This is a genomic window from Vibrio tubiashii (assembly GCF_028551255.1).
In the GTDB taxonomy this organism is placed as follows: domain Bacteria; phylum Pseudomonadota; class Gammaproteobacteria; order Enterobacterales; family Vibrionaceae; genus Vibrio; species Vibrio tubiashii_B.
In genome coordinates, this window is record NZ_CP117029.1 from 3,030,430 (window position 1) to 3,048,370 (window position 17,941).

5 protein-coding genes, 4 tRNA genes and 6 rRNA genes are annotated in these 17,941 nt (G+C 48.6%); 4 read left to right on the forward strand and 11 right to left on the reverse strand.

Features of this window, described 5'->3' with window-relative positions:
* Window positions 1-98: 98 nt before the first annotated feature.
* The 3 genes from LYZ37_RS13950 to metF all read left to right on the forward strand — a co-directional run bounded on the left by LYZ37_RS13950 (window position 99) and on the right by metF (window position 4,797).
* Window positions 99-1,265: an O-succinylhomoserine (thiol)-lyase gene (locus tag LYZ37_RS13950; RefSeq protein WP_272785864.1), complete on the forward strand. Its 1,167-nt coding sequence runs from the start codon at window positions 99-101 to the stop codon at window positions 1,263-1,265.
* A complete protein-coding gene (locus LYZ37_RS13955; RefSeq protein WP_272785865.1) occupies window positions 1,265-3,676 on the forward strand; it encodes a bifunctional aspartate kinase/homoserine dehydrogenase II in 2,412 nt (803 codons plus the stop codon). The genes LYZ37_RS13950 and LYZ37_RS13955 overlap by 1 nt, the downstream gene beginning before the upstream one ends.
* 230 nt (window positions 3,677-3,906) lie before the next feature.
* On the forward strand, window positions 3,907-4,797 hold the full coding sequence (gene metF / locus LYZ37_RS13960; RefSeq protein WP_171325589.1) for a methylenetetrahydrofolate reductase: 891 nt from the start codon (window positions 3,907-3,909) through the stop codon (window positions 4,795-4,797).
* A 98-nt stretch (window positions 4,798-4,895) separates the two neighbouring features.
* Here metF and zapB read toward each other — a convergent pair whose 3' ends face one another.
* On the reverse strand, window positions 4,896-5,138 hold the full coding sequence (gene zapB / locus LYZ37_RS13965; RefSeq protein ID WP_171325587.1) for a cell division protein ZapB: 243 nt from the start codon (window positions 5,136-5,138) through the stop codon (window positions 4,896-4,898).
* Window positions 5,139-5,451: 313 nt separating this feature from the next.
* Here zapB and glpX point away from each other — a divergent pair, with 313 nt between their 5' ends.
* Window positions 5,452-6,459 carry a class II fructose-bisphosphatase gene (gene glpX / locus LYZ37_RS13970; protein WP_054963432.1) on the forward strand — a complete coding sequence of 336 codons (1,008 nt, stop codon included), beginning with the start codon at window positions 5,452-5,454 and terminating at the stop codon, window positions 6,457-6,459.
* A 671-nt stretch (window positions 6,460-7,130) separates the two neighbouring features.
* Here glpX and LYZ37_RS13975 read toward each other — a convergent pair.
* The 10 genes from LYZ37_RS13975 to LYZ37_RS14020 form a co-directional block, all read right to left on the reverse strand.
* A tRNA-Asp gene (locus tag LYZ37_RS13975) sits at window positions 7,131-7,207 on the reverse strand.
* Window positions 7,208-7,276: 69 nt separating this feature from the next.
* A 5S ribosomal RNA gene (gene rrf / locus LYZ37_RS13980) occupies window positions 7,277-7,392 on the reverse strand.
* A gap of 90 nt (window positions 7,393-7,482) precedes the next feature.
* A 23S ribosomal RNA gene (locus LYZ37_RS13985) occupies window positions 7,483-10,372 on the reverse strand.
* Between the two features lie 309 nt (window positions 10,373-10,681).
* Window positions 10,682-10,757: transfer RNA gene (locus tag LYZ37_RS13990), tRNA-Ala, on the reverse strand.
* Between the two features lie 43 nt (window positions 10,758-10,800).
* Window positions 10,801-10,877: transfer RNA gene (locus tag LYZ37_RS13995), tRNA-Ile, on the reverse strand.
* Between the two features lie 66 nt (window positions 10,878-10,943).
* Window positions 10,944-12,496 (reverse strand): 16S ribosomal RNA (locus tag LYZ37_RS14000).
* Window positions 12,497-12,812: 316 nt separating this feature from the next.
* Window positions 12,813-12,928 (reverse strand): 5S ribosomal RNA (gene rrf, locus LYZ37_RS14005).
* 91 nt (window positions 12,929-13,019) lie between these two features.
* Window positions 13,020-15,909: ribosomal RNA gene (locus LYZ37_RS14010) — 23S ribosomal RNA — on the reverse strand.
* Window positions 15,910-16,186: 277 nt separating this feature from the next.
* Window positions 16,187-16,262, reverse strand: a tRNA-Glu gene (locus LYZ37_RS14015).
* A 64-nt stretch (window positions 16,263-16,326) separates the two neighbouring features.
* Window positions 16,327-17,879: ribosomal RNA gene (locus LYZ37_RS14020) — 16S ribosomal RNA — on the reverse strand.
* Together the 16S, 23S and 5S rRNA genes with 4 tRNA genes alongside form the textbook arrangement of a ribosomal RNA operon.
* Between the last annotated feature and the right edge of the window lie 62 nt (window positions 17,880-17,941).

Here is a 17,941-nt window from a genome sequence, read left to right on the forward strand (position 1 = left end):
AAGTGGAAAGGCATGGGATTGGAATAACATATATCTAACAAGATAAAGGTATAGCGTATTCCCAAATAGAAGTCACTAAAGTTCGAAAGGAAACACTTATGAGCACCCGCAAACCAGCCACAATCGCGGTACGTACTGGTATCGAGTCCGACACTCAACATCACGCAGTTGTTCCACCTATTTACCTCTCGACGAATTATGGCTTCCCAGCCTTTGGTGATGTACCAAAGTACGATTACACCCGCTCAGGCAACCCAAACCGCGGGCTACTCGAAACTGCTCTATTTGAACTTGAGTCAGGTAAAGGCGCGGTCGTGACCAACTGTGGTACTTCAGCGCTGAATCTATGGGTATCCGCTTTCCTTGGCCCAGATGACCTTATCATCGCACCTCACGATTGCTACGGTGGTACTTACCGTCTATTCAATACCCGTGCAAATAAAGGTGATTTCAAAGTTCTATTTGTTGATCAATCTAACGAACAAGCCTTTGCTGAAGCCCTAGCTAAAAAGCCCAAACTGATCCTATTGGAAACACCATCGAACCCGCTAGTTCGTGTCGTCGACATCGCAGACGTATGTGAGAAGGCCAAACAAGTTGGTGCTCTAGTAGCTGTAGACAATACCTTTTTGACACCCGTGTTCCAAAAGCCTTTAGACCTTGGCGCCGACTTTGTTGTTCACTCAACCACTAAGTATATCAATGGTCACTCTGATGTTATTGGCGGTGTTGTCATTACCAAAACTGAAGAACACGCTGAAGAGCTCGCTTGGTGGGGTAACTGTATTGGTGCAACAGGCACACCATTTGATAGCTACATGACATTGCGCGGCATCCGAACTCTGGGGGCGCGAATGAAGGTACATGAAGAAAGCTCTCGCCAAATTTTAGGCTTCTTACAGACCCAAGATTTAGTCGGTAATATCTATCACCCTAGCCTGCCTGAGCATCCAGGCCATGAGATTGCTAAAAAGCAGCAAACTGGCTTTGGTTCTATGCTCAGCTTCGAATTCGCGGGTAGCTTTGAACAACTTAAATTCTTTGTTGGTGAACTAGAGCTTTTCTCACTTGCTGAATCTCTCGGCGGTGTAGAGAGCCTAATCTGTCACCCTGCGTCAATGACACATAGGGCAATGGGAGAGGAAGCACTTGCAGAGGCTGGTGTTTCCCAACAACTGCTGCGCCTGTCGGTTGGACTTGAAGATGCAGAAGATTTAATTGCTGACCTTGAACAAGCTTTCGCAAAAGCTAAGGAAGCCTTCTAATGTCTACTCAACGTCAACTCCATAAGTTTGGTGGAAGCAGCCTAGCCGATCCTGAATGCTACCGCCGCGTCGTCGGTATCTTAAAAGAATATTCACAATCAGAAGATCTGATTGTTGTTTCAGCAGCAGATAAAACGACCAACCGTTTGATTGCATTTCTCGAAGCCCTCAATAAAGATGGCCGTATTGCTCATGAAGAACTCCAAGCACTACGCCAGTTTCAAACTGAACTGATTGAAACGCTTATTGAAGGAGAAATAAAACAGCAGCTACTCGCTACTTTAAATGATGAGTTCAGCACCTTGGGCGAGTTGACTTATCCGCTCAACGAAGCCGAGAAAGCAGCTGTTTTAGGTCATGGCGAAGTGTGGTCTTCACGCCTATTGGCAGCACTGCTCAATCAACACTCCCTACCTGCTGTGGCTCAGGATGCTCGCGCATTTTTACGTGCTGAAGCGGGCACTCAGCCTGAAGTCGACTTTGGTGCTTCTTACCCGCTCACTAAAGAAGTATTAGTGCAACACGCTCATCATAGAGTGGTGATAACTGGCTTTATGGCTCAAGATAGCCAAGGGCATACGGTGTTACTAGGGCGTAATGGTTCTGACTATTCAGCAACCGTTATCGGCGCGCTGGCAGAAGCGAAACGCGTAACGATTTGGAGTGATGTAGCAGGTGTATACAGCGCGGACCCAAGGTTAGTATCAGATGCCTGTCTTCTACCGTTATTACGCTTAGATGAAGCCAGTGAGCTTGCTAGACTTGCTGCCCCTGTACTGCATAGCCGTACGTTACAACCCGTCGCTCAAAGTGCGATGGATCTACATCTTCGTTGCAGCTACCAACCAGAATCTGGTTCTACACGCATAGAACGTGTGCTTGCCTCTGGTCGCGGTGCAAAAATCATCTCATCACTAGATGAAGTGCTATTAATTCAACTCAATTTCACCTCTGGTCATGATTTCCAACGAGTCGAAAATGAGGTACTTGCAAGCCTCAAGCGAGCACAGCTTGAACCACTGACTTATGAAGCTCAAGCCGACCAACATTGCTTACGTCTCGCTTATACAAGTGAAATAGTAGGCGGCGCTTTAGAGTATCTACAAGACGCAGCAATTGAAGCAGAGATTAAGCTTAAAGAAGGTTATTCGATGGTAGCCGCGGTAGGAGCTGGCGTAACCAAGAATGCCAACCACTGCTATGGTTTCTACCAGCAACTAAAATCTTCACCTGTCGAGTTTATTTCAGAATCGCTGTCTGGGCTCAGCTTAGTTGCCGTTTTACGCACCACCGATACTAAACCCTTGGTTAAAGCTATTCATAGCCAATTGTTCCAAGCCCAGAAACGTGTCGCTATTGCCCTGTGTGGTAAAGGCAATATCGGCTCAAGCTGGTTAGAACTGTTCACCGAGCAAAAGAGCGAACTTGAAAAGCGTCATGGTATGAACTTTGAGTTAGTGGCTGTGATTGATAGCCAAACTTATTGGTTCGACCCGAAAGGGATTGATGCCAGCCAAGTTAGCGCTCATTTCGATGACGAGGCGATTAGCCACGAAGGAAGCGACTGGATTGAAAAACTCGGGGCTATTCAAGGCTATGATGATCTTGTTGTGTTGGATGTGACTGCCAGTCAAACCTTAGCCCAGCGCTACTTAGAAATTGCAGAGCAAGGCATGCACCTAATCTCGGCAAATAAAGTGGCGGGGTCAGCTTCTAGCCAATACTACCATCAGGTTCAAGACGCCTTCGCAAAGATAAATCGTCATTGGCTTTACAATGCCACCGTTGGCGCAGGGCTGCCAATAAACCACACAGTTCGAGACCTGCGTGAAAGTGGCGATGACATTATCGCATTATCAGGTATTTTCTCAGGCACCCTCTCGTGGCTATTCCAACAATACGATGGCAGTGTTCCTTTTGCTGAGCTGGTAGACCTAGCGTGGCAACAAGGTTTAACTGAGCCCGACCCGCGCAGTGACTTAGACGGTTCAGACGTTATGCGCAAACTCGTCATCCTCGCGCGCGAGTCAGGCCTTGCACTGGAGCCAGAAGCAGTAAAAGTTGAAAGCTTAGTGCCTACAGAGCTCGCTGAGCTATCTCTAGATGAATTCCTTGATAAGAGTGCGCTATTAAGCGAACTGCTCGCAGAGCGCCTTGAGAAAGCTCAGCGCGAAGACAAAGTGCTTCGTTATGTCGCAAGATTAGAGAAAAATGGTACTGCAACGGTAGGTGTTGAAGCGCTAAGCAAAGAGCATGCTCTCGCGAACTTACTGCCATGTGACAATATATTCGCTATCGAGAGTAAGTGGTACAAAGACAATCCACTTGTTATCAGAGGCCCTGGCGCAGGCAGAGAAGTCACCGCAGGTGCGATTCAATCTGATTTGAACCTCCTCTCAAGTTTACTCTAACTCACAAAGGCGCTGATCTCCTCAGCGTCTTTTTACTTTATTCTCTTTCAATCCCATATCAATTTACTTCAACTAAACTTGAAGTCAGCTCATGATTAAGTTGAAAAATATTCATAATCACATTATTGACATTAAATCGTATTCAATACATTCTGTAGACATATAGACGTCTAAACGTCGATTTGAAATTTTAGAGTTTTATGGCACGGAGTGGCCACAGGGAGAGTAAGATGGGATACACGCACGCAGGTCATATCGACGCCTTAAATCAGAATATCGCCGAACTGTCTGACAATATCAATGTGTCATTTGAGTTTTTTCCACCTAGTAGCGAAAAGATGGAAGAAACACTTTGGAACTCTGTGCACCGCCTTAAGACTCTACAACCAAAATTTGTTTCGGTTACCTATGGTGCGAACTCCGGTGAGCGAGATAGAACCCACTCGATTATCAAAGAGATCAAAGATCAAACCGGTCTGGTTGCCGCGCCGCACTTAACCTGTATTGATGCATCACGTGAAGAGCTTATCCAAATCGCTGATGACTACTGGGCAAATGGTATTCAAAGTATTGTCGCGCTGCGTGGTGATATTCCCCCAGGTGGTGGTAAGCCTGAAATGTACGCTTCTGACCTCGTCACTTTGCTAAAAGAGCGTCATGACTTCGATATCTCAGTAGCCGCTTTCCCTGAAGTTCACCCAGAAGCCAAAAGCGCTCAAGCAGACCTACTTAACCTAAAACGTAAGGTAGATGCAGGTGCGAGCCGAGCTATCACTCAGTTCTTCTTTGACGTAGAGAGTTACTTGCGATTCCGTGACCGCTGCGTGGCGGCAGGCATTGATGTAGAAATCGTTCCAGGTATTTTACCAGTTTCGAACTTCAAGCAAGCTTCTCGCTTTGCAGCGCAGAACAACGTTAAAGTTCCGGGATGGATGGCTAAACAGTTTGAAGGCTTGGATGATGACCCAACGACAAGGCAGCTAGTTGGAGCAAGCCAAGCAATTGACATGGTGCGTACATTGAGCCGTGAAGGGGTTAAGGATTTCCATTTCTACACCCTCAACCGTGCGGAAATGACTTACGCCCTGTGCCACACTTTGGGCGTTCGCCCTAAAGCATAAGTAATATTGAAAAATGACTAAGTATTGCTTGGTCATTTTTGCCCGCTGAAAGCAAAAAGGCTGAACCTGAGTTCAGCCTTTTTTAATGCGAGTAGTGATTACTCTACTTCATCCATTTTGCCAAGTAGGCTACGGATGCGCTCTTGCCAAGCAGAGTGCTCTTGCTGCATTTGCTGAGCTTTTTGTTCTAGCTCTTCACGGTTGCTACGTAGTTCGTTTGCTTCAGTTGCTAGCTTTTCTTTCTCTTCTTTCAGTTCTTCAACTTCCATTTGTAGAAGAGCAATTGTATCTACTGCAGTTTGGATTTTTGCTTCTAGTTGTTCTAATACTTCAAAAGACATCTTAGCCTACCTATCTATTATTCGGAGAAGGTTTTGGTCACCTATGTTCCAAAACCATTTGCAACCATTCTACTCAGCCGAGAGCGGATAAACACGCCCTATATTGTAGTTTTTTTGCCATTCGATTAAAAAAACAGCGTAAATTGACAATGGTCTTACATCCCTCAAGCGAGCGACATCTATTTGTTAATTTAACCTGTTAGATTGATCCAGTTCAATGGCTGTTCGAGCAAAAAGGCAAACGTTTCCTTTCTGATATGATAAGATCCTGCCGTTTTTGTTTTTCTCTCTTTCCTAATACTTTGGAGTCTTCATGAAACGCGATTTAGCAATGTCATTTTCTCGAGTTACCGAGGGTGCAGCTTTAGCAGGTTACAAGTGGCTTGGCCGCGGCGATAAGAACGCAGCAGATGGAGCTGCGGTTGAGGTCATGCGCAGCTTACTTAATAAAACCGAGATCAGTGGAGAGATCGTGATCGGTGAGGGCGAAATCGACGATGCGCCAATGCTGTATATTGGTGAGAACGTAGGTATTGGTGGAGATGAAGTAGACATCGCGGTTGATCCTATTGAAGGCACACGTATGACTGCAATGGGTCAATCTAATGCTTTAGCAGTACTTGCAGCCGGTGAAAAAGGCAGTTTCCTTAAAGCTCCAGATATGTACATGGAGAAGTTAGTTGTTGGCCCTGGTGCAAAAGGCTGTATTGACCTCAATAAACCCCTCAAAGAAAACCTAGAGAACATCGCCCAAGCGCTGAACAAGACTTTAGATACACTAGTGGTCATTACTTTAGCAAAGCCTCGTCACGATGCGGTTATCGCAGAAATGCAGGCAATGGGTGTTCGCGTCTTTGCTGTGCCAGATGGCGATGTTGCTGCGTCTATTCTAACTTGTATGCCTGATAGCGAAGTCGACGTTATGTACTGTATCGGTGGTGCTCCTGAAGGTGTTGTTTCAGCGGCTGTCATTCGTGCATTGGATGGTGATATGCATGGTCAACTACTGCCTCGCCATGAAGTGAAAGGTGATAGTGAAGAAAACCGCATCTATGGCGCTGCAGAACTTAAACGCTGCGAAGAAATGGGCGTAAAAGCTAATGTCGTACTTAAGATGGAAGACATGGCACGCAGCGATAACGTTGTATTCTCTGCAACTGGCATTACTAAAGGAGACCTACTAGAGGGTATCTCTCGCCAAGGTAATATCGCAACAACAGAGACCTTACTTATCCGTGGTCGATGCCGCACTATTCGTCGTATTAAATCGACTCACTACCTAGAGCGTAAAGATCCTGAAGTAAGAGATATCATTCTTTAATAGGTAAACGTCAAAATGATAGAAGGTCAGCAGCTGCTGGCCTTTTTTGTTTGTTAAAGAGGCGGGAACGGACTTCGTCCTACGGAGAACTGGAAAACTGGAAAACTGGAAAACTGGAAAACTGGAAAACTGGAAAACTGGAAAACTGGAAAACTTTGAGGGTTGGCTTATCGTGTCAACCCTTTTTTTTCAATACATTACGTTGTCATCCTCACGAGCGAGGGACGAGTGAGTTGGGGATCTTTTGTAGCGAGTCGAAAACTAAAATAGATTCCCTGCTCACTCCTTCGTCGCTCCATGGAATGACCGAAGCTATTGAAGTATGCGAATCTTTTTGATCTGTCCCCTTAGGCTCTACCAACTTAGTATCCACACTCACCTCTCGTAGGGCGAAGCCCGAATCCGTTTGTCCCGAAGGACGAAGTCCGTTCCAGCAGCGCAACGATCCCGATTTTCATAGGGCGTAGTCGTTCCCTTCCCCTTAAACGCGAGAAGCCTGTTGCGTCAGCAACGGGCTTCTAAAACGACGAAAGCCTAGTCGTAAGACTAGGCTTTCTAAATAAGTGGCGGGTCGGCCGGGCTTGCGCTCAAGCGGGACTCGTTGGTCGTAGACCAAAATAATACCGCAGATACAAAAAGACCCCAGCATTGCTGCTGAGGTCTGGAATAAGTGGCGGAGCGGACGGGACTCGAACCCGCGACCCCCGGCGTGACAGGCCGGTATTCTAACCAACTGAACTACCGCTCCGCACTGGTTAGACTCTTAAGTCTAAGTTTTTGCCTTTAGATTTTTCTAAAATCTAAAAACTAAATGTAAGCCTGGCGATGTCCTACTCTCACATGGGGAAGCCCCACACTACCATCGGCGCTAATTCGTTTCACTTCTGAGTTCGGCATGGAATCAGGTGGGTCCAAATCGCTATGGTCGCCAAGCAAATTCTTAAATTCGGAAAGCTGTTATTCTGTTCTCTACACATTCAATCTGTTCTTGCTTTGAGTCCATCAAAACCCTTTGGGTGTTGTATGGTTAAGCCTCACGGGCAATTAGTACAGGTTAGCTCAACGCCTCACAACGCTTACACACCCTGCCTATCAACGTTCTAGTCTCGAACAACCCTTTAGGACCCTCAAGGGGTCAGGGAAGACTCATCTCAGGGCTCGCTTCCCGCTTAGATGCTTTCAGCGGTTATCGATTCCGAACTTAGCTACCGGGCAATGCGTCTGGCGACACAACCCGAACACCAGAGGTTCGTCCACTCCGGTCCTCTCGTACTAGGAGCAGCCCCCTTCAATCTTCCAACGCCCACGGCAGATAGGGACCGAACTGTCTCACGACGTTCTAAACCCAGCTCGCGTACCACTTTAAATGGCGAACAGCCATACCCTTGGGACCGACTTCAGCCCCAGGATGTGATGAGCCGACATCGAGGTGCCAAACACCGCCGTCGATATGAACTCTTGGGCGGTATCAGCCTGTTATCCCCGGAGTACCTTTTATCCGTTGAGCGATGGCCCTTCCATACAGAACCACCGGATCACTATGACCTGCTTTCGCACCTGCTCGAATTGTCATTCTCGCAGTCAAGCGGGCTTATGCCATTGCACTAACCTCACGATGTCCAACCGTGATTAGCCCACCTTCGTGCTCCTCCGTTACTCTTTGGGAGGAGACCGCCCCAGTCAAACTACCCACCAGGCACTGTCCTCAACCCGGATAACGGGTCTAAGTTAGAACATCAACACTACAAGGGTGGTATTTCAAGGACGGCTCCACCGATACTGGCGTACCGGTTTCAAAGCCTCCCACCTATCCTACACATGTAGGGTCAATGTTCAGTGCCAAGCTGTAGTAAAGGTTCACGGGGTCTTTCCGTCTAGCCGCGGGTACACTGCATCTTCACAGCGATTTCAATTTCACTGAGTCTCGGGTGGAGACAGCGTGGCCATCATTACGCCATTCGTGCAGGTCGGAACTTACCCGACAAGGAATTTCGCTACCTTAGGACCGTTATAGTTACGGCCGCCGTTTACCGGGGCTTCGATCAAGAGCTTCGACTTACGTCTAACCCCATCAATTAACCTTCCGGCACCGGGCAGGCGTCACACCGTATACGTCATCTTACGATTTTGCACAGTGCTGTGTTTTTAATAAACAGTTGCAGCCACCTGGTATCTGCGACTCTCAATAGCTCCATCCGCAAGGGACTTCACCGTCAAGAGCGTACCTTCTCCCGAAGTTACGGTACCATTTTGCCTAGTTCCTTCACCCGAGTTCTCTCAAGCGCCTTGGTATTCTCTACCCGACCACCTGTGTCGGTTTGGGGTACGATTCCTTACAATCTGAAGCTTAGAGGCTTTTCCTGGAAGCATGGCATCAATGACTTCACATCCGTAGATGCTCGACATCGTGTCTCAGCCTTAAAGAGAGCCGGATTTACCTAACTCTCAAGCCTACGCACTTGAACCTGGACAACCGTCGCCAGGCCCACCTAGCCTTCTCCGTCCCCCCATCGCAATTGTAAGAAGTACGGGAATATTAACCCGTTTCCCATCGACTACGCCTTTCGGCCTCGCCTTAGGGGTCGACTTACCCTGCCCCGATTAACGTTGGACAGGAACCCTTGGTCTTCCGGCGAGGAGGTTTTTCACCCCCTTTATCGTTACTCATGTCAGCATTCGCACTTCTGATACCTCCAGCAAGCTTTACAACTCACCTTCAACGGCTTACAGAACGCTCCCCTACCCAATACAATAAATTGCATTGCCGCAGCTTCGGTTTATAGCTTAGCCCCGTTACATCTTCCGCGCAGGCCGACTCGACTAGTGAGCTATTACGCTTTCTTTAAATGATGGCTGCTTCTAAGCCAACATCCTAGCTGTCTAAGCCTTCCCACATCGTTTCCCACTTAGCTATAATTTGGGACCTTAGCTGGCGGTCTGGGTTGTTTCCCTCTCCACGACGGACGTTAGCACCCGCCGTGTGTCTCCCGGATAGTACTTACTGGTATTCGGAGTTTGCAAAGGGTTGGTAAGTCGGGATGACCCCCTAGCCTTAACAGTGCTCTACCCCCAGTAGTATTCGTCCGAGGCTCTACCTAAATAGATTTCGGGGAGAACCAGCTATCTCCAGGTTTGATTGGCCTTTCACCCCTAGCCACAAGTCATCCGCTAATTTTTCAACATTAGTCGGTTCGGTCCTCCAGTTGATGTTACTCAACCTTCAACCTGCCCATGGCTAGATCACCTGGTTTCGGGTCTATATCCAGCAACTCGACGCCCAGTTAAGACTCGATTTCTCTACGGCTCCCCTAGATGGTTAACCTTGCTACTGAATATAAGTCGCTGACCCATTATACAAAAGGTACGCAGTCACACCACGAAGGTGCTCCTACTGCTTGTACGTACACGGTTTCAGGTTCTATTTCACTCCCCTCACAGGGGTTCTTTTCGCCTTTCCCTCACGGTACTGGTTCACTATCGGTCAGTCAGTAGTATTTAGCCTTGGAGGATGGTCCCCCCATATTCAGACAGGATATCACGTGTCCCGCCCTACTCGATTTCACTGATGATGAGATGTCGGTTACGGGGCTATCACCCTGTATCGCGGCACTTTCCAGAGCCTTCACCTGTCTCATTAAAAGCTTAAGGGCTAGTCCAATTTCGCTCGCCGCTACTTTCGGAATCTCGGTTGATTTCTTTTCCTCGGGGTACTTAGATGTTTCAGTTCCCCCGGTTCGCCCTGTTAACCTATGTATTCAGTTAACAGTAACTGCTTATGCAGTTGGGTTTCCCCATTCAGAAATCCCAGACTCAAATGGTTGTTACTACCTAATCTGGGCTTATCGCAAGTTACTACGTCTTTCATCGCCTCTGACTGCCAAGGCATCCACCGTGTACGCTTAGTCACTTAACCATACAACCCCAAAGGGTCTCTGTTTAAACAACCAAAGTTGTCTGCATTTTTCTATTTATTTTCACTTTTAAAAAGTGAAGACAAATCATGAGTGCAGACACGATTTTGCCGGACTCAAATTTCCAAGAACACTTGAATGTGTGTTGGTACCTAATTCATAGAATTAGGATTTGAGAACTTTTAATTGAATAACAACGCATCTCAAAGAGATGGGGATTGTTGTTATTCGTCAGCTTTCCAAATTGTTAAAGAGCTAGATTCATTTAAGAACCATTTTTAAATATTCTCTATCGAGAAAACACTTAAAGATGGTGGAGCTAAGCAGGATCGAACTGCTGACCTCCTGCGTGCAAGGCAGGCGCTCTCCCAGCTGAGCTATAGCCCCATCAGGTGTTGATACTGTGTGCCAATTCTTCTGGGAGGAAGATTGGTGGGTCTGAGTGGACTTGAACCACCGACCTCTCGCTTATCAGGCGAACGCTCTAACCACCTGAGCTACAGACCCAGTATCGTCTCTTAACGTGTATAAACATATCAATCTGTGTGAACACTCATCGCAATAATCATCGTATAAGGAGGTGATCCAGCCCCAGGTTCCCCTAGGGCTACCTTGTTACGACTTCACCCCAGTCATGAACCACAAAGTGGTGAGCGTCCTCCCGAAGGTTAAACTACCCACTTCTTTTGCAGCCCACTCCCATGGTGTGACGGGCGGTGTGTACAAGGCCCGGGAACGTATTCACCGTGGCATTCTGATCCACGATTACTAGCGATTCCGACTTCACGGAGTCGAGTTGCAGACTCCGATCCGGACTACGACGCACTTTTTGGGATTCGCTCACTTTCGCAAGTTGGCCGCCCTCTGTATGCGCCATTGTAGCACGTGTGTAGCCCTACTCGTAAGGGCCATGATGACTTGACGTCGTCCCCACCTTCCTCCGGTTTATCACCGGCAGTCTCCCTGGAGTTCCCACCATTACGTGCTGGCAAACAAGGATAAGGGTTGCGCTCGTTGCGGGACTTAACCCAACATTTCACAACACGAGCTGACGACAGCCATGCAGCACCTGTCTCAGAGTTCCCGAAGGCACCAATCCATCTCTGGAAAGTTCTCTGGATGTCAAGAGTAGGTAAGGTTCTTCGCGTTGCATCGAATTAAACCACATGCTCCACCGCTTGTGCGGGCCCCCGTCAATTCATTTGAGTTTTAATCTTGCGACCGTACTCCCCAGGCGGTCTACTTAACGCGTTAGCTCCGAAAGCCACGGCTCAAGGCCACAACCTCCAAGTAGACATCGTTTACGGCGTGGACTACCAGGGTATCTAATCCTGTTTGCTCCCCACGCTTTCGCATCTGAGTGTCAGTATCTGTCCAGGGGGCCGCCTTCGCCACCGGTATTCCTTCAGATCTCTACGCATTTCACCGCTACACCTGAAATTCTACCCCCCTCTACAGTACTCTAGTCTGCCAGTTTCAAATGCAATTCCGAGGTTGAGCCCCGGGCTTTCACATCTGACTTAACAAACCACCTGCATGCGCTTTACGCCCAGTAATTCCGATTAACGCTCGCACCCTCCGTATTACCGCGGCTGCTGGCACGGAGTTAGCCGGTGCTTCTTCTGCAGCTAACGTCAAATGATAGTGCTATTAACACTACCACCTTCCTCACTGCTGAAAGTACTTTACAACCCGAAGGCCTTCTTCATACACGCGGCATGGCTGCATCAGGCTTGCGCCCATTGTGCAATATTCCCCACTGCTGCCTCCCGTAGGAGTCTGGACCGTGTCTCAGTTCCAGTGTGGCTGATCATCCTCTCAGACCAGCTAGGGATCGTCGCCTTGGTGAGCCCTTACCTCACCAACTAGCTAATCCCACCTGGGCATATCCTGACGCGAGAGGCCCGAAGGTCCCCCTCTTTGAGCCGAAGCTATTATGCGGTATTAGCCATCGTTTCCAATGGTTATCCCCCACATCAGGGCAATTTCCCAGGCATTACTCACCCGTCCGCCGCTCGACGCCGTTAACGTTCCCCGAAGGTTCAGTTAACTCGTTTCCGCTCGACTTGCATGTGTTAGGCCTGCCGCCAGCGTTCAATCTGAGCCATGATCAAACTCTTCAATTTAAGATTTTGTCGGCTCAATGAATACTGAACATTACATAAGTAATGTTTGAATTGACTGTGCTGAATCCGAAGATTCAATGGTCACTTCGTTTCATTGAAACCTAAATTGTTTCCGAAGAAACTATTTGGATTATCATCAACGAGTGCCCACACAGATTGATAGGTTTATATTGTTAAAGAGCTTTGCTTTCAGTGCCTTAGCACTTAAGCAGGACGCGTATAATACGCTATTGACTCGGTAAGTCAACATAAGACTCTAAACTTTTTTAGAATCTTATGGTGACTTGTCTACAAAGTAGACAAAGTCGAAATTAAAGCCTGGCGATGTCCTACTCTCACATGGGGAAGCCCCACACTACCATCGGCGCTAATTCGTTTCACTTCTGAGTTCGGCATGGAATCAGGTGGGTCCAAATCGCTATGGTCGCCAAGCAAATTCTTTAATTCGGAAAGCTGTTATTGTGTTCTCTACACATTCAATTCTGTTCTTGCTTTGAGTCCATCAAAACCCTTTGGGTGTTGTATGGTTAAGCCTCACGGGCAATTAGTACAGGTTAGCTCAACGCCTCACAACGCTTACACACCCTGCCTATCAACGTTCTAGTCTCGAACAACCCTTTAGGACCCTCAAGGGGTCAGGGAAGACTCATCTCAGGGCTCGCTTCCCGCTTAGATGCTTTCAGCGGTTATCGATTCCGAACTTAGCTACCGGGCAATGCGTCTGGCGACACAACCCGAACACCAGAGGTTCGTCCACTCCGGTCCTCTCGTACTAGGAGCAGCCCCCTTCAATCTTCCAACGCCCACGGCAGATAGGGACCGAACTGTCTCACGACGTTCTAAACCCAGCTCGCGTACCACTTTAAATGGCGAACAGCCATACCCTTGGGACCGACTTCAGCCCCAGGATGTGATGAGCCGACATCGAGGTGCCAAACACCGCCGTCGATATGAACTCTTGGGCGGTATCAGCCTGTTATCCCCGGAGTACCTTTTATCCGTTGAGCGATGGCCCTTCCATACAGAACCACCGGATCACTATGACCTGCTTTCGCACCTGCTCGAATTGTCATTCTCGCAGTCAAGCGGGCTTATGCCATTGCACTAACCTCACGATGTCCAACCGTGATTAGCCCACCTTCGTGCTCCTCCGTTACTCTTTGGGAGGAGACCGCCCCAGTCAAACTACCCACCAGGCACTGTCCTCAACCCGGATAACGGGTCTAAGTTAGAACATCAACACTACAAGGGTGGTATTTCAAGGACGGCTCCACCGATACTGGCGTACCGGTTTCAAAGCCTCCCACCTATCCTACACATGTAGGGTCAATGTTCAGTGCCAAGCTGTAGTAAAGGTTCACGGGGTCTTTCCGTCTAGCCGCGGGTACACTGCATCTTCACAGCGATTTCAATTTCACTGAGTCTCGGGTGGAGACAGCGTGGCCATCATTACGCCATTCGTGCAGGTCGGAACTTACCCGACAAGGAATTTCGCTACCTTAGGACCGTTATAGTTACGGCCGCCGTTTACCGGGGCTTCGATCAAGAGCTTCGACTTACGTCTAACCCCATCAATTAACCTTCCGGCACCGGGCAGGCGTCACACCGTATACGTCATCTTACGATTTTGCACAGTGCTGTGTTTTTAATAAACAGTTGCAGCCACCTGGTATCTGCGACTCTCAATAGCTCCATCCGCAAGGGACTTCACCGTCAAGAGCGTACCTTCTCCCGAAGTTACGGTACCATTTTGCCTAGTTCCTTCACCCGAGTTCTCTCAAGCGCCTTGGTATTCTCTACCCGACCACCTGTGTCGGTTTGGGGTACGATTCCTTACAATCTGAAGCTTAGAGGCTTTTCCTGGAAGCATGGCATCAATGACTTCACATCCGTAGATGCTCGACATCGTGTCTCAGCCTTAAAGAGAGCCGGATTTACCTAACTCTCAAGCCTACGCACTTGAACCTGGACAACCGTCGCCAGGCCCACCTAGCCTTCTCCGTCCCCCCATCGCAATTGTAAGAAGTACGGGAATATTAACCCGTTTCCCATCGACTACGCCTTTCGGCCTCGCCTTAGGGGTCGACTTACCCTGCCCCGATTAACGTTGGACAGGAACCCTTGGTCTTCCGGCGAGGAGGTTTTTCACCCCCTTTATCGTTACTCATGTCAGCATTCGCACTTCTGATACCTCCAGCAAGCTTTACAACTCACCTTCAACGGCTTACAGAACGCTCCCCTACCCAATACAATAAATTGCATTGCCGCAGCTTCGGTTTATAGCTTAGCCCCGTTACATCTTCCGCGCAGGCCGACTCGACTAGTGAGCTATTACGCTTTCTTTAAATGATGGCTGCTTCTAAGCCAACATCCTAGCTGTCTAAGCCTTCCCACATCGTTTCCCACTTAGCTATAATTTGGGACCTTAGCTGGCGGTCTGGGTTGTTTCCCTCTCCACGACGGACGTTAGCACCCGCCGTGTGTCTCCCGGATAGTACTTACTGGTATTCGGAGTTTGCAAAGGGTTGGTAAGTCGGGATGACCCCCTAGCCTTAACAGTGCTCTACCCCCAGTAGTATTCGTCCGAGGCTCTACCTAAATAGATTTCGGGGAGAACCAGCTATCTCCAGGTTTGATTGGCCTTTCACCCCTAGCCACAAGTCATCCGCTAATTTTTCAACATTAGTCGGTTCGGTCCTCCAGTTGATGTTACTCAACCTTCAACCTGCCCATGGCTAGATCACCTGGTTTCGGGTCTATATCCAGCAACTCGACGCCCAGTTAAGACTCGATTTCTCTACGGCTCCCCTAGATGGTTAACCTTGCTACTGAATATAAGTCGCTGACCCATTATACAAAAGGTACGCAGTCACACCACGAAGGTGCTCCTACTGCTTGTACGTACACGGTTTCAGGTTCTATTTCACTCCCCTCACAGGGGTTCTTTTCGCCTTTCCCTCACGGTACTGGTTCACTATCGGTCAGTCAGTAGTATTTAGCCTTGGAGGATGGTCCCCCCATATTCAGACAGGATATCACGTGTCCCGCCCTACTCGATTTCACTGATGATGAGATGTCGGTTACGGGGCTATCACCCTGTATCGCGGCACTTTCCAGAGCCTTCACCTGTCTCATTAAAAGCTTAAGGGCTAGTCCAATTTCGCTCGCCGCTACTTTCGGAATCTCGGTTGATTTCTTTTCCTCGGGGTACTTAGATGTTTCAGTTCCCCCGGTTCGCCCTGTTAACCTATGTATTCAGTTAACAGTAACTGCTTATGCAGTTGGGTTTCCCCATTCAGAAATCCCAGACTCAAATGGTTGTTACTACCTAATCTGGGCTTATCGCAAGTTACTACGTCTTTCATCGCCTCTGACTGCCAAGGCATCCACCGTGTACGCTTAGTCACTTAACCATACAACCCCAAAGGGTCTCTGTTTAAACAACCAAAGTTGTCTGCATTTTTATACATGTGCAGACACGATTTTGCCGGACTCAAATTTCCAAGAACACTTGAATGTGTGTTGGTACCTAAAACATAGTTTTAGGATTTGAGAACTTTTAATTGAATAACAACGCATCTCATAGAGATGGGGATTGTTGTTATTCGTCAGCTTTCCAAATTGTTAAAGAGCAAATCACCTCAATGAGGTAACCATTTTTAAAAGTACTTAACTAAGTACGCTTAAAGATGGTATCCCGTAGGGGAGTCGAACCCCTGTTACCGCCGTGAAAGGGCGGTGTCCTAGGCCTCTAGACGAACGGGACACTAATAAGGGCTCTTAATAAGACATATCAATCTGTGTGGACACTCATCGCAATAATCATCGTATAAGGAGGTGATCCAGCCCCAGGTTCCCCTAGGGCTACCTTGTTACGACTTCACCCCAGTCATGAACCACAAAGTGGTGAGCGTCCTCCCGAAGGTTAAACTACCCACTTCTTTTGCAGCCCACTCCCATGGTGTGACGGGCGGTGTGTACAAGGCCCGGGAACGTATTCACCGTGGCATTCTGATCCACGATTACTAGCGATTCCGACTTCACGGAGTCGAGTTGCAGACTCCGATCCGGACTACGACGCACTTTTTGGGATTCGCTCACTTTCGCAAGTTGGCCGCCCTCTGTATGCGCCATTGTAGCACGTGTGTAGCCCTACTCGTAAGGGCCATGATGACTTGACGTCGTCCCCACCTTCCTCCGGTTTATCACCGGCAGTCTCCCTGGAGTTCCCGACATTACTCGCTGGCAAACAAGGATAAGGGTTGCGCTCGTTGCGGGACTTAACCCAACATTTCACAACACGAGCTGACGACAGCCATGCAGCACCTGTCTCAGAGTTCCCGAAGGCACCAATCCATCTCTGGAAAGTTCTCTGGATGTCAAGAGTAGGTAAGGTTCTTCGCGTTGCATCGAATTAAACCACATGCTCCACCGCTTGTGCGGGCCCCCGTCAATTCATTTGAGTTTTAATCTTGCGACCGTACTCCCCAGGCGGTCTACTTAACGCGTTAGCTCCGAAAGCCACGGCTCAAGGCCACAACCTCCAAGTAGACATCGTTTACGGCGTGGACTACCAGGGTATCTAATCCTGTTTGCTCCCCACGCTTTCGCATCTGAGTGTCAGTATCTGTCCAGGGGGCCGCCTTCGCCACCGGTATTCCTTCAGATCTCTACGCATTTCACCGCTACACCTGAAATTCTACCCCCCTCTACAGTACTCTAGTCTGCCAGTTTCAAATGCAATTCCGAGGTTGAGCCCCGGGCTTTCACATCTGACTTAACAAACCACCTGCATGCGCTTTACGCCCAGTAATTCCGATTAACGCTCGCACCCTCCGTATTACCGCGGCTGCTGGCACGGAGTTAGCCGGTGCTTCTTCTGCAGCTAACGTCAAATGATAGTGCTATTAACACTACCACCTTCCTCACTGCTGAAAGTACTTTACAACCCGAAGGCCTTCTTCATACACGCGGCATGGCTGCATCAGGCTTGCGCCCATTGTGCAATATTCCCCACTGCTGCCTCCCGTAGGAGTCTGGACCGTGTCTCAGTTCCAGTGTGGCTGATCATCCTCTCAGACCAGCTAGGGATCGTCGCCTTGGTGAGCCCTTACCTCACCAACTAGCTAATCCCACCTGGGCATATCCTGACGCGAGAGGCCCGAAGGTCCCCCTCTTTGAGCCGAAGCTATTATGCGGTATTAGCCATCGTTTCCAATGGTTATCCCCCACATCAGGGCAATTTCCCAGGCATTACTCACCCGTCCGCCGCTCGACGCCGTTAACGTTCCCCGAAGGTTCAGTTAACTCGTTTCCGCTCGACTTGCATGTGTTAGGCCTGCCGCCAGCGTTCAATCTGAGCCATGATCAAACTCTTCAATTTAAGATTTTGTCGGCTCAATGAATACTGAACATTACATAAGTAATGTTTGAATTGACTGTGCT

Excerpts from the sequence above, each read along its gene's own strand:
- LYZ37_RS13950 (WP_272785864.1), top strand. The coding sequence starts at position 99 with ATGAGCACCCGCAAACCAGCCACAATCGCGGTACGTACTGGTATCGAG.
- LYZ37_RS13955 (WP_272785865.1), top strand. The coding sequence starts at position 1,265 with ATGTCTACTCAACGTCAACTCCATAAGTTTGGTGGAAGCAGCCTAGCC.
- metF (WP_171325589.1), top strand. The coding sequence starts at position 3,907 with ATGGGATACACGCACGCAGGTCATATCGACGCCTTAAATCAGAATATC.
- zapB (WP_171325587.1), bottom strand. The coding sequence starts at position 5,138 with ATGTCTTTTGAAGTATTAGAACAACTAGAAGCAAAAATCCAAACTGCA.
- glpX (WP_054963432.1), top strand. The coding sequence starts at position 5,452 with ATGAAACGCGATTTAGCAATGTCATTTTCTCGAGTTACCGAGGGTGCA.